11 protein-coding genes are annotated in these 12,564 nt (G+C 66.6%); 1 reads left to right on the top strand and 10 read right to left on the bottom strand.

Features of this window, described 5'->3' with window-relative positions; translation table 11 throughout:
• Positions 1-14 precede the first annotated feature (14 nt).
• From ruvB to BHE01S_RS08315, 8 genes are all read right to left on the bottom strand, one after another.
• Positions 15-1,091, bottom strand: coding sequence for a Holliday junction branch migration DNA helicase RuvB (gene ruvB / locus BHE01S_RS08350; protein WP_042262539.1), 1,077 nt, complete (start codon positions 1,089-1,091; stop codon positions 15-17).
• A 99-nt stretch (positions 1,092-1,190) separates the two neighbouring features.
• Positions 1,191-1,772, bottom strand: a complete 582-nt coding sequence (gene ruvA, locus BHE01S_RS08345; protein WP_042262537.1) for a Holliday junction branch migration protein RuvA — start codon at positions 1,770-1,772, stop codon at positions 1,191-1,193.
• 107 nt (positions 1,773-1,879) lie between these two features.
• Complete coding sequence (gene ruvC, locus BHE01S_RS08340; RefSeq protein ID WP_042262780.1) at positions 1,880-2,422, bottom strand: crossover junction endodeoxyribonuclease RuvC; 543 nt, start codon at positions 2,420-2,422, stop codon at positions 1,880-1,882.
• Between the two features lie 189 nt (positions 2,423-2,611).
• Positions 2,612-4,177, bottom strand: coding sequence for a bifunctional phosphoribosylaminoimidazolecarboxamide formyltransferase/IMP cyclohydrolase (gene purH / locus BHE01S_RS08335; protein ID WP_042262533.1), 1,566 nt, complete (start codon positions 4,175-4,177; stop codon positions 2,612-2,614).
• Positions 4,178-4,247: 70 nt separating this feature from the next.
• Positions 4,248-4,481 (bottom strand): Fis family transcriptional regulator, encoded by a 234-nt coding sequence (locus tag BHE01S_RS08330; RefSeq protein WP_028216158.1) that lies wholly within the window; start codon positions 4,479-4,481, stop codon positions 4,248-4,250.
• Complete coding sequence (dusB, locus tag BHE01S_RS08325) at positions 4,478-5,545, bottom strand: tRNA dihydrouridine synthase DusB (RefSeq protein WP_042262528.1); 1,068 nt, start codon at positions 5,543-5,545, stop codon at positions 4,478-4,480. Before dusB ends, BHE01S_RS08330 begins: the two co-directional genes overlap by 4 nt.
• A 220-nt stretch (positions 5,546-5,765) precedes the next feature.
• Complete coding sequence (locus BHE01S_RS08320) at positions 5,766-7,058, bottom strand: UbiH/UbiF/VisC/COQ6 family ubiquinone biosynthesis hydroxylase (RefSeq protein ID WP_042262778.1); 1,293 nt, start codon at positions 7,056-7,058, stop codon at positions 5,766-5,768.
• A gap of 52 nt (positions 7,059-7,110) precedes the next feature.
• Complete coding sequence (locus tag BHE01S_RS08315; RefSeq protein WP_042262776.1) at positions 7,111-8,517, bottom strand: aminopeptidase P N-terminal domain-containing protein; 1,407 nt, start codon at positions 8,515-8,517, stop codon at positions 7,111-7,113.
• A 271-nt stretch (positions 8,518-8,788) separates the two neighbouring features.
• Between BHE01S_RS08315 and BHE01S_RS08310 the strand changes: the two genes are divergently transcribed.
• Positions 8,789-9,400, top strand: coding sequence for a glutathione S-transferase C-terminal domain-containing protein (locus tag BHE01S_RS08310; protein WP_042262525.1), 612 nt, complete (start codon positions 8,789-8,791; stop codon positions 9,398-9,400).
• An 87-nt stretch (positions 9,401-9,487) separates the two neighbouring features.
• On the opposite strand, the gene BHE01S_RS08305 is transcribed toward BHE01S_RS08310, so the two are convergent.
• On the bottom strand, positions 9,488-11,095 hold the full coding sequence (locus BHE01S_RS08305; protein WP_042262521.1) for an FMN-binding glutamate synthase family protein: 1,608 nt from the start codon (positions 11,093-11,095) through the stop codon (positions 9,488-9,490).
• Positions 11,096-11,362: 267 nt separating this feature from the next.
• Positions 11,363-12,562 (bottom strand): tRNA 2-thiouridine(34) synthase MnmA, encoded by a 1,200-nt coding sequence (gene mnmA, locus BHE01S_RS08300; RefSeq protein ID WP_042262519.1) that lies wholly within the window; start codon positions 12,560-12,562, stop codon positions 11,363-11,365.
• Between the last annotated feature and the right edge of the window lie 2 nt (positions 12,563-12,564).

Raw genomic sequence — 12,564 nt, 5'->3', positions numbered from 1 at the left:
GGGGCTTGCGCGCCTTATGACGCGTCCGGTTCCCAGTCGCCGCCCGTCGACGCGTCGTCCGGCACCGTGAGGCCGAAGTGGCGGTAGCTCAGTTGCGTGGCTACGCGCCCGCGCGGCGTGCGCTGCAGATAGCCCTGCTGGATCAGATACGGTTCGAGCACGTCCTCGATCGTGTCGCGTTCCTCGCCGATCGCGGCGGCAAGGTTGTCCACGCCCACCGGACCGCCGTCGAACTTGTGCAGGATGGCTTCGAGCAGCTTGCGGTCCATCAGGTCGAAGCCCACGGGATCGACGTCGAGCATGCGCAGCGCAGCGTCGGCGACCTTCGCGGTGATCGCGCCGTCGGCCTTCACCTCCGCGTAGTCGCGCACGCGGCGCAGCAGGCGGTTCGCGATACGCGGCGTGCCGCGCGAGCGGCGCGCGATTTCGAGCGCGCCGTCAGGGTGGATCTGCGCGCCGAGCAGCGAAGCGGAGCGCTGCACGATGCGCGAAAGCTCGCCTGCGTTGTAGAACTCGAGGCGCGAGACGATGCCGAAGCGGTCGCGCAGCGGATTTGTGAGCATGCCCGCACGCGTGGTCGCGCCCACGAGCGTGAACGGCTGGAGGTCGAGCTTCACGCTGCGCGCGGCCGGTCCTTCGCCGATCATGATGTCGATCTGGTAGTCCTCGAGCGCCGGATACAGGATTTCCTCGACGACCGGCGAGAGCCGGTGAATTTCGTCGATGAAGAGCACGTCGTTGGCTTCGAGATTGGTGAGCAGCGCCGCGAGATCGCCCGCACGCTCCAGCACGGGCCCCGACGTCTGTCGCAGATTGACCCCCATTTCGCGCGCAATGATGTGCGCGAGCGTGGTCTTGCCGAGGCCCGGCGGCCCGAACAACAGCACGTGGTCGAGCGGTTCGGAGCGGCGTTTCGCAGCCTCGATGAAGATCTCGAGCTGGCCGCGCACCTTTTCCTGGCCGACGTATTCGTCGAGCTGGCGCGGGCGCAATGCGCGTTCGAACGCTTCCTCATGAGTCGAGGCGGGCGTGGCGGCGATCACGCGGTCGGCGCCGGCGTGGTTGGCGGCGAGTTTGTCGGTTTCGATCATGCAGCGATTGTACCGCGCAGACTATGCGACGGCGGGGCCGTCCCAAGCCCAGCGACGGCGTCGCAACTAACAGCCCGCCTTGGGCGTACGCGAGGGCGATCAGGCCTTGGAAAGCGCCTTGAGCGCGAGCTTGATGCCTTCTGAAACGCTGGTGCCGGCGGGCACGTTCTTGATTGCGGCGAGCGCTTCCTTCTCCGAATAGCCGAGCGCGAGCAGCGCGTTGAGGATGTCGTTCGCGTGGTCGGAAGGCGAAGCGGCGGCGGCCATCGCGCCAAGGTCCGCGCCGAGCTTGCCCTTGAGTTCGAGCAGCAGGCGCTCGGCCGTTTTCTTGCCGATGCCGGGCACGCGCGTGAGGCGTGCAGCATCCTGCTGCGTGACCGCCTGCGCCAGGTCATTCACGCTCATGCCCGAGAGCACGGCGAGCGCCATGCGTGCGCCGATGCCGCTGATCTTGAGCAGTTCGCGAAACGTGGAGCGTTCCTCCTGCGTGCCGAAGCCGAAGAGCAGATGCGCGTCTTCGCGCACGATCATCTGCGTGAGCAACACGATTTTCTCGCCAGTGCCGGGCAGGTTGTAGAACGTGCTCATTGGCACGTCGACTTCGTAGCCGACGCCGTTGCAGTCGATGAGCAGGTGCGGCGGGTTCTTTTCCAGCAATACGCCGGCAATGCGACCGATCATGGCGGGTTCTGTGATGAGGGAAAGCTCAAGAGTGTAGCCCAGGGCAGGGCCGTACGGAGCACGCGGCGGGAACGCTGGCCGTTCGGCCAGGCGCATCGGCCGCGCATTCAGCCGATCAACCGCCCACGCCGCACTCGCATGCCCTTCTTCGCGAGTGCGGGCGCAAGCCCGCCGAGCGCGGCAAGCGCGTCGCCGCCGTGCGCGTGGCAGATCGCCATGCCGAGCGCGTCGGCGGCGTCGGTGCCGGGCGTGCCGGTCAGGGCGAGCAGGCGCACGACCATCTGCTGCATCTGTTCCTTGGTCGCGCGTCCGTAGCCCACCACGGCCTGCTTGAGCTGCAGCGCAGTGTACTCGGCCACCGGCACGCCGCCCGAAACCAGTCCGCAAATGGCCGCGCCGCGCGCCTGGCCGAGCAGGAGGGTCGACTGCGGATTGACGTTGACGAAGACTTTTTCGATGGCGGCCTGGTCGGGCGCGTGCTGGCGGATCAGCGTGGAAATGCCCTCGAAGATAGTGCCGAGGCGCGTGGGCAGATCGGCATCGGCGGTGCGGATGACGCCGCTTGCGACGTACGTGAGCTGATGGCCGTGACGCTCGATCACGCCGAAGCCGGTGACGCGCAAGCCGGGGTCGATGCCGAGAATTCTCATGAAATGCAGGAAAGACGGATGTGCCTGCGATGGTACAACGAACGGCGCCTGGGCCGCGAGCCTCGAAGGCGCGAGCGAACCGGGCGCGCGGCCCAAGGAAAAAGCCCGCGAGACGCGAGTCCGGCGGGCTTTGCACTAGCGGCGCGTCACGTGCAGGTCACGCGCCGCACGCAACCAGGGCGGCGAAGATCAGTGACGGAAGTGGCGGATGCCCGTCATCACCATGGCGATGTTGTGCTCGTCGGCGGCGGCGATCACTTCGTCGTCGCGCATCGAGCCGCCCGGCTGGATCACGCAGGTCGCGCCGGCATTGACCACCACGTCGAGGCCGTCACGGAACGGGAAGAACGCGTCCGAGGCGACTGCCGTGCCTGCGAGCTTGAGGCCCGCGTTTTCCGCCTTGATACTGGCGATGCGCGCCGAGTCCACGCGGCTCATCTGGCCCGCGCCTACGCCCATCGTCATGCCGTTCGCGCAGAACACGATGGCGTTCGACTTCACGAACTTCGCGACGCGCCATGCGAAGAGCAGATCGTCCATTTCCTTCGGCGTGGGGTGGCGCTTCGTTACCACGCGCAGTTCGTGCGGCCGCACGTTCTTCGCGTCGAGCGATTGCACGAGCAGGCCGCCGCCCACGCGCTTCAGATCGAATGCGTTATGGCCATCGCCCAGCGCGATTTCAAGCAGACGCACGTTCTGCTTCGCGGCGAACACGGCCCTGGCCGCTTCCGAGAACGACGGCGCGATCAGCACTTCGACGAACTGCTTCGCCACGGCCTGCGCCGCCGCTTCGTCCACTTCGCGGTTGAACGCGATGATGCCGCCGAACGCCGAGGTCGGGTCGGTCTGGAACGCCTTCGAGTAGGCTTCGAGCGCGTTCGCGCCGATTGCCACGCCGCACGGATTCGCGTGCTTGATGATCACGCACGCGGGGGCATCGAACGTCTTCACGCATTCCCATGCCGCGTCCGAGTCGGCGATGTTGTTGTACGAGAGTTCCTTGCCCTGGAGCTGCGTGTAGTTCGCGAGCGCGCCGGCCGGCGTCGTGAGGTCCCGGTAGAACGCGGCGCTCTGGTGCGGGTTTTCGCCGTAGCGCAGGTCCTGAACCTTGTCGAATGCGAGGTTCAGCACCGCAGGGTAGGTGTTGCGCGACTTGTGCTCGAGCGCATCGGTGAGGCTCGTGAGGTAGTTCGTGATCGCGCCGTCGTACTGCGCCGTGTGCGAGAACACCTTGGTCGCGAGGCGGAAGTTCGTGGCGTAGCTCACGGTGTTGCCGTTCGCGCGCATCTCTTCCAGCACCTTCGCGTAGTCGGCCGGGTCGACCACCACGGTCACGTCGCGATGATTCTTCGCCGCCGAGCGCAGCATGGTCGGGCCGCCGATATCGATGTTCTCGATCGCGTCTTCGAGCGTGCACTCGTCCTTCGACACTGTCTGGACGAACGGGTAGAGGTTCACGACGAGCAGGTCGATCGTCGGGATGTCGTGCTTTTCGAGCGCGGCCATGTGCTCGGGCAGGTCGCGGCGCGCGAGGATGCCGCCGTGCACCTTCGGGTGCAACGTTTTCACGCGCCCATCGAGCATTTCCGGAAAGCCGGTGTAGTCGGCCACTTCGGTGACGGAAAGACCCGCGTCCGCGAGCAGTTTCGCGGTGCCGCCGGTCGAGAGGATCTTGACGCCGAGGTCCGACAGCGACTTCGCGAAGTCGACGATGCCGGCCTTATCGGAAACGGAGATGAGCGCTTGCCTGATCATGATGGGTAACGAGGTAGATTGCCGAGAGATCGAGGGGTCCGTGCAAAAGGTCCAGTAAAACGCAGCGGCGTTACAGCAGGCCGTGCTGCTGGAGCTTCTTGCGCAGCGTGTTGCGGTTGATGCCGAGATACTCGGCGGCCAGCGACTGATTGCCGCCTGCCTGCTCGAGCACCACCTCGAGCATCGGTTTTTCGACGCACGCCATCACCATTTCGTAGACGTCGTGCGGATTGCTGCCGTCGAGGTCCTGGAAGTAGATGCCAAGGCTCTCGCGGACGGATTGTTCGATGTTGTGCTTGCTCATGCTGCCAGTCGATCGGTTGATTCGTCGCTGCCGTCGCTGTCGTTGTTCTCGTCGTCGACGTAGACGAGGCGCTCGGAGCGCGCCTTCTGTTCGTCGAAGAACTGGTTGACAGCGACGAGCTGTTCGCGCGTGGTGTCCAGCGTATTCATGCGATGCCGGAACGTATTGGCGCCGCAAAGGCCGCGAGTGTACCAGCCGATATGCTTGCGCGCAGTACGCACGCCCGTAAATTCCCCATAAAACGCGTAGTGATCCTCCAGATGCTCGTTCATGATCGACTGGATTTCGTCCACGCGCGGCGGCGGCAACTGCTCGCCCGTCGCGAGGAAATGCCCGATTTCGCGGAACAGCCACGGGCGCCCCTGCGCCGCGCGGCCGATCATGATGGCGTCGGCGCCCGTGAGCGCGAGGACCTCGCGCGCCTTTTGCGGCGACGTGATGTCGCCGTTCGCGACCACCGGAATGCGCGCGGCGGCTTTCACCGCGGCAATCGTTTCGTACTCCGCTTCACCGTGATAGAGGTCGGCGCGCGTGCGGCCGTGCACGGTGAGCATGGCGATGCCGCTTTCCTCGGCAATGCGCGCGACGGTGAGCGCGTTGCGATTGTCGCGGTCCCAGCCGGTGCGGATCTTGAGCGTGACGGGCACGGCGTCGGGACCCACGCCGACCGCGTCGACCACGGCCCCGACGATGCGCGCGACAAGCGGCTCGTTCTGCAGCAGCGCCGAGCCGGCCGCGACGTTGCAGACCTTCTTGGCCGGGCAGCCCATGTTGATGTCGATGATCTGCGCGCCGTTCGCGACGTTGTAGCGCGCGGCTTCGGCCATCATGTCCGGATCGGCGCCGGCGATCTGCACGGAGATGGGCTCCACTTCGCCCGCGTGATTCGCGCGGCGCATGGTCTTTTCGCTCTTCCAGAGCTGCGCGTTGGACGCAACCATTTCGGACACCGCATAGCCCGCGCCGAGGCGCTTGCACAGCTGGCGGAACGGCCTGTCCGTGACGCCCGCCATGGGGGCGACGAACAGGTTATTACGCAAGGTGTGATGGCCGATAGTGAACATGACGCGCGGGCGAGGCCGGTGCCGCGACCCGGATGGCATTCCGGCCGGCGCGGCGAACGGCGTGTATTTGAAAAAGGGGAAACGCGTATTTTAGCGTAAGCGGGATGCGAGGTCCCGCAGCGCGGACCCTGGTCTTGTTACAGGCCGTGCGTTCGTTAAGCAAGTGCGGCAAGTGCGGCGCTGCCACGACGAAATGCGATGCGACCCTTAGTTCGCCACATCAACTCCGCTGCCCAAACATCATCTGCCTTGCGAGCGCCGTCTTCACGGGCGGCGCGAATTCGAGCGCCGTGAGCGCGAGCCCGCGCAGCGTGGCGAGCGGACCGAAATCGACGGTGAACAGGCGTGCGAGCGTATCGGTCGCACCGATCGTCATGCGCCGGTCGAACGCGCGGCGGCCCGCGAACTCGGCGAGCGCACGCGGCGTGGCGCCGTGTTGCGCGAGGGAGTCGGCAAGGGCGTGGGCATCGCGCAGGCCGAGATTGAGGCCCTGGCCCGCCACCGGATGCAGCGTCTGCGCCGCATTTCCGACCGCCGCGATGCGGCCGTTACCGGAAACCAGCGCATCGAGCGCGTTCAAGCCGAGCGGGAACGCCGCGCGAGCGTGGATCCGCATGAAGCGGCCCATGCGCGCGCCAAACGCCACGCCCAGTTCGGCGAGGAAGCCGGCGTCGGAAAGCTGCGCGCGGCGCTCGGCTTGCGCGGGCGAGCAGCACCACACGAGCGCATAGTCCGCACCGCGTACGCCGCCCATCGGCAGGAGCGCGATCGGGCCTTCGCTCGTGAAGCGCTCCCACGCCACATTTGGCTGCGGGGCCGCGAGCGTCACCACGCCGACCAGCGCCGTTTGGCCGTAGTCGCGCGTGCGCTTGGGCGTACGTCCGGTTTCGGCGGCCGGCACGACGGCTTTCGCGCCGGTCTCATCGGAATCGTCTTGTGCGTCGCGTTGCGGCGGCGCGCGATAGAGCCCGCCTTCGGCATTCACGAGGATGCGCGTGCGCAGATGCCGCTCGACTCCGGCGCTCACGACCGGCAGCGTCACGCCGTCGTTTTGCACGACCGGGTCGTGCGCCTGCGTGTGATGCAGCCAGTGCACCTGGGTGCCGCGCACGGCCTGCGCGAGCGCGTGAACGATCGTCCCGTAGCGCACCACGTAGCCGAGCGCGGGCAAGTCGTAGTCGTGGCGGTCGATCAGCGTGCGCCCGAAATGGCCGCGCTGCGAGACATGGATGCGCTCGATGGGCGTGGCGTCGTGCGGCCACGCGAGCGCTTCGAGCAGCGTGCGGCTGCCCTGCGAAACGGCAATGGCACGCGGATCGCTGGCGCTATCCTCGGGTTCGCGCGCGTCGATCAGCGCGATCGAGAGCCCTTGCGTGGCGCTGCGCCGCGCGAGCCAGCCCGCGAGCGCGAGACCCACGGGCCCCGCGCCGACGATCGTCACGTCGTGGTCGAAGTGGGCGTGCGCGTTCGCGCCGGTGGAAGTGTCGTTCGCGCTGCCGGAAACTGCGTTCATGTCGTTTGCTTCGCTTCGTGTGGAATCTTCGCGTCTGCGTCCGCCGCCTGCATCAAGCGACGCGTTGCGCATCCTGCATGAGCGCTTCGATTTCATCGGCGCCAACGGGCACGTCGCGCGTAATCAACTCGCAGCCCGTTTCGGTGACGATGGCGTCGTCCTCGATGCGGATGCCGATGTCCCAGTAGCGCTCGGGCACGTCTTCGGCCGCGCGGACGTAGAGGCCCGGCTCGATCGTCAGCGTCATGCCGGGGCGCAGCGTGCGCCAGGGCGGCGGAGCGTCGGGCTTAGCGGCGCCTGCTGCATCGGGACGTTCGCCGCGCTCACGATAGTCGCCCGCGTCGTGCACATCCATGCCGAGCCAGTGCCCGGTGCGATGCATGTAGAAGCGCGCGTAGGCGCGCTCGGCGATCACGTCGTCGACGCCCGCAAAACGCTGCCGGTCGATGATGCCGGTATCGAGCAGCCCCTGCGCGAGCACGCGCACTGCGGCGTCGTGCGGCGCCTCGAAATTCACGCCGGCGCGCGTGGCGTCGACGGCGGCCTGCTGTGCGGCGAGCACGATGTCGTAAAGCTCGCGTTGCGCGCTCGTGAAGCGGCCGCCCGCGGGGAACGTGCGCGTGATGTCCGAGGCATAGCCGTTCAACTCGCACGCGGCGTCGATCAGCACGAGGTCGCCCTCGCGCGCCACCGCGTTGCCCGCGGGGTAGTGCAGCACGCATGCGTTCGCGCCGGCCGCGACGATCGAGCCGTAGGCGGGCGCCTGCGCGCCGTGCTTGCGGAACGTGTAGAGCAGCTCCGCCTCGATCTCGTATTCGCGCATGCCGGGCCGGCATGTCCGCATCGCGCGAACGTGTGCGAGGGCCGAGATTTTCGCGGCGCGGCGCATTGTGTCGAGCTCGTGCGCGTCCTTGATCACGCGCATGTCGTCGAGCAGCGGCAGCAGGTCGTAGGCGGCGCCCGGCGCGGTGACGCCGCTGCGCCCCTGCGCGCGCACCGCGTCGATCCAGCGCTTCACCTGCGCGTCGAAGCGATCGGAGGCCGCGAGCGCGTAGTGCAGCGCCGGACGGCCGGCGATGAGCTGGGGGATGCGGGCATCGAGTTCGTCGAAGGCAAACGCGGCGTCGAAGCCGAACGCTTCGCGCGCGGCGTCCGGACCGAAGCGAAAGCCTTCCCACGTTTCACGCTCGACGTTCTTCGCGCGGCAGAACAGGATGGCGGCGGGCTGGTTCTCGCCCGCGTTCGCGTCGAGCATGAGCAGCGCCTCGGGCTCCGTGAAGCCGGTGAGATAGTAGAAGTAGCTGTCGTGCCGATAAGGATAGTCCGCGTCGCGATTGCGCAGCGCTTCGGGCGCGGTCGGCACGAGTGCGACGCCGCCGCCTTGCGCACGCAGCGCCGCAAGCACCCGTTCGCGGCGCGCGCGATAGAGCGCTGCGCCGCCGTCGGGGCCGCGCTGCATGTCGGCTGCGTCGGCCACGCTGGCCGCAGGGTGGGCTTCGCTCGGGGCGGCCGGGGCGCTTTGCTTGAGGGTCGAGTCCATCGTGAGATTGTAGCGCTGGCTACAAACGGACGCGCTGCCTCGCGGTGACCCGACCCGCGCGCCGCTCGTGCCGGGTGTTGTCTCCTGCTGACATCATTTGTAGGAAAAATCCTGCACTGCAACAGGCGGCGCGTCAGAAAAATGCAAATCCAACTTATACTTCGGCCGGATTCCAGAAAAGGCAGGTGGTATGAAACTCATCGGTTCGCTCGGCAGCCCGTATGTCCGCAAGGCGCGGATCACGCTCGCCGAAAAGAAAATCGACTACAAGCTGGTGCTCGAAAACGTGTGGGGCGAGGAAACGGCGATTCACGATTTCAACCCGCTCGGCAAGGTACCGTGTCTCGTGATGGATGACGGCGAGGCGGTGTTCGACTCGCGCGTGATCTGCGAGTACGTCGACATGCTTTCGCCCGTGGCCAAGCTCATTCCGCCCGCAGGCCGCGAGCGTATCGAAGTGCGTTGCTGGGAGGCGCTCGCCGACGGCATGCTCGACGCCACCGTCCTGATCCGCCTCGAAGCCACGCAGCGCACGCCGGAGCAGCGCAACGAGGCCTGGGTGAAGCGCCAGGCGCGCAAGATCCACGAAAGTCTCGCCGCGATGGCCAAGGGGCTCGACGCCAACCCGTGGTGCGCGGGCAACCGCTACACGATCGCGGATATTGCCGTGGGCTGCGCGCTCGGTTATCTCGACTTCCGCATGCCGGAGCTGGACTGGCGCGAGGCGCATCCGAATCTCGCGCGCCACTTCGAGAAGCTCTCGCAGCGCCAGTCGTTCATCGACACGGTGCCGCAAGGCTAACCGGCGGTTCGCAGGCAGTCGATATGAAAACGCCCGGCGGCATGGCGTGCCGCCGGGCATTTTCGTGCATGCCGCACATCGTCTGCTTCAGACGATCTTTTCCTCGGCCGGCGCAAACGAATCGCTGCGCGCGACGGGCCACCACTTCTCATACAGCTGATAGCGATAGCGGCCTTCGAGCAGATCGCCGGGCTTCAGGTACTTGAGCAGCTCCGACATCAGCTTCACTTCATACGACGACACGCGCCGCACGATGTGGTGCGCGCGCAGATCCGATGGGCTCGAAAGACCCGCGGCCTGAATCAGCTCCTGCAGCGCGTGCAGCGTGTTGCGATGGAAGTTGAAGACGCGCTCGCCCTTGTCCGGCACGTTCAGCGCGCGCTGGCGCACGGGGTCTTGCGTGGCGACGCCGGTGGGGCAGCGGTCCGAGTGGCACTTCTGCGCCTGGATGCAGCCCACGGCGAACATGAAGCCGCGCGCCGAGTTCACCCAGTCCGCGCCGATCGCGAGCGTACGCGCGATATCGAACGCGGTGATGATCTTGCCGCTCGCGCCGATCTTGATCTTGTCGCGCAGGCCGATGCCCACGAGCGTGTTGTGCACGAGGAGCAGGCCTTCCTGCAGCGGCGTGCCGATATGATCGGTGAATTCGAGCGGCGCCGCACCCGTGCCGCCTTCCGCGCCGTCCACGACGATGAAGTCGGGCAGGATGCCGGTTTCCAGCATCGCTTTGGCGATGCCGAAAAACTCCCATGGATGGCCGATGCACAGCTTGAAGCCCGTGGGCTTGCCGCCCGAGAGCTTGCGCAGGCGCTCGACGAATTCGAGCAGGCCGCGCGGCGTGGAGAACTCCGAATGGCGGGGGGGCGAGACGCAATCGCGGCCGATGGGAATGCCGCGCGTCTCGGCGATCTCGGGCGTGACCTTGGCCGCGAGCAGCATGCCGCCGTGGCCGGGTTTCGCGCCTTGCGAGAGCTTCACCTCGATCATCTTCACCTGCGGCTCGCCCGCGAGGCGCTGGAATTTCGCGGCGCTGAAGGTGCCGTCGTCGTTGCGGCAGCCGAAGTAGCCCGAAGCGATCTCCCAGATGATGTCGCCGCCATTCTCGCGGTGATACTTCGACATCGAGCCTTCGCCCGTGTCGTGCGCGAAGCCGCCTTTCTTCGCGCCCATGTTGAGCGCGCGGATGGCGTTCGCGGAGAGCGCGCCGAAGCTCATCGCCGAGATGTTGAAGATCGACATCGAGTACGGCTGCTCGCGGTTCGCGCCGACGAGCACGCGGAAGTCGCTGCCTGCGAGCCTGGTGGGCGCGAGCGAATGGCTGATCCATTCGTGGCCCACGGCCTTCACGTCGAGTTCGGTGCCGTACGGGCGGCTGTCCACCGCGTTCTTCGCGCGCTGGTAGACGAGGCTGCGCTGGGCGAGCGAGAACGGTTTTTCGTCGGTGTCGTCCTCGACGAAGTACTGGCGGATCTCGGGCCGCACGAATTCGAACAGAAAGCGCAGATGACCCCAGATCGGGTAGTTGCGCAGGATCGCGTGGCGCTCCTGGGACATGTCGTAGAGGCCGAGCGCGACGAGCAGCGCGGGCACGATTACGCAGTACCACGACAGGTGATGGAGCGCAGCCGCGGCGACGCAGGCCGCGAGCAGCAGCACCGCGCCCCACATGGCGAGATAACGTCGGGAAAACATTGGGGGAACTCCTCGAACTGGATGTGATGCGCGCGCCTGCTCTCTTCCCGTAAAGGGGCGGTGCGCGTCAGCCGCGCGGTTGCCGGGCGCGGCTTGCGGGAATGATGCCGCAAGTTCGTGAATCAGGGCGGCAGGCGCGCATAGCCACTCGATCCGGGCTTCGGCAAGCGTCGAAAGCTTCGGCAGGCGTCGAAAGGCAGATGAAAAAAACGCGGCGCCCAAGGCGCCGCGCGGTGTTTGCTGACGGTTTGCCTGACGCAGCCCGCGTCACGCGGTTGCCGCCGCAGCGGGCTTCTTGCGCGGTACGCGCTTCTTTTTCTTCGGCGCTTCGGGCGGCAGCACGGCGGGCACGTGCGGCGCGAGCGTCGTCACTGCCTCGATGATGCCGCCGCCCAGGCACACGTCGCCGTCGTAGAGCACGGCCGACTGGCCGGGCGTCACGGCCCATTGCGCGTCGGCAAAGCGCAGGGTGAACTGGCCCGCGCCGAATGCGTCTGCGCGATGGAACGAGCAGGGCGCATCGGCCTGGCGATAGCGCGTTTTTGCGCCGCACGCGTGGTCCTGCGCGGGCGGTTCGCCCGCCACCCAGCTCACGTTGCCCGCGCGCAGCTCGTGCGCGAGCAGCCACGGATGATCGTGGCCCTGCACGACGTAGAGCGTGTTCGAGGCCATGTCCTTGCCCGCCACGAACCACGCTTCGCCGCTGCCGTCCTTGCTGCCGCCGAGGCCAATGCCCTTGCGCTGCCCGAACGTGTAGAACGCGAGGCCGATATGCTCGCCCACGACGCGGCCGTCGGGCGTCATCATCGGGCCGGGTTGGGTCGGCAGATAGCGGTTGAGGAAGTCGCGGAACGGCCGCTCGCCAATGAAGCAGATTCCTGTGGAATCCTTCTTTTTGGCGTTCGGCAGGCCGATCTTTTCGGCGATCTCACGCACCTTCGTCTTGGGGATTTCGCCGAGCGGGAACATCGTCTTCGAAAGCTGGGCCTGGTTCAGGCGATGCAGGAAGTACGACTGATCTTTCGTGTGGTCGAGCGCCTTCAGCAGTTCGAAACGTCCGTCACGCTCCTGGTTCTGGCGCACACGCGCATAGTGGCCCGTGGCGATCGTTTCCGCGCCGAGCGACATGGCATGGTCCAGAAAGGCCTTGAACTTGATCTCGGCGTTGCAGAGCACGTCGGGGTTCGGCGTGCGCCCCGCGGAATACTCGCGCAGGAACTCCGCGAATACGCGGTCCTTGTATTCGGCGGCGAAGTTCACGGCCTCGACGTCGATGCCGATCAGGTCCGCGACCGACACCACGTCGATCCAGTCCTGGCGCGTCGAGCAGTACTCGCCGTCGTCGTCGTCTTCCCAGTTCTTCATGAAGAGACCGACGACGTCGAATCCCTGCTCCTTGAGCAGCCATGCGGTAACCGACGAATCGACGCCGCCCGACATGCCCACCACGACCTTGCGTTTGCTCATTT

It is taken from the genome of Paraburkholderia heleia NBRC 101817 (assembly GCF_000739775.1).
GTDB classification, from domain to species: domain Bacteria; phylum Pseudomonadota; class Gammaproteobacteria; order Burkholderiales; family Burkholderiaceae; genus Paraburkholderia; species Paraburkholderia heleia.
The sequence above is the reverse complement of the archived record's forward strand: the minus strand, read 5'-3'. Positions and strand labels throughout refer to the sequence as shown.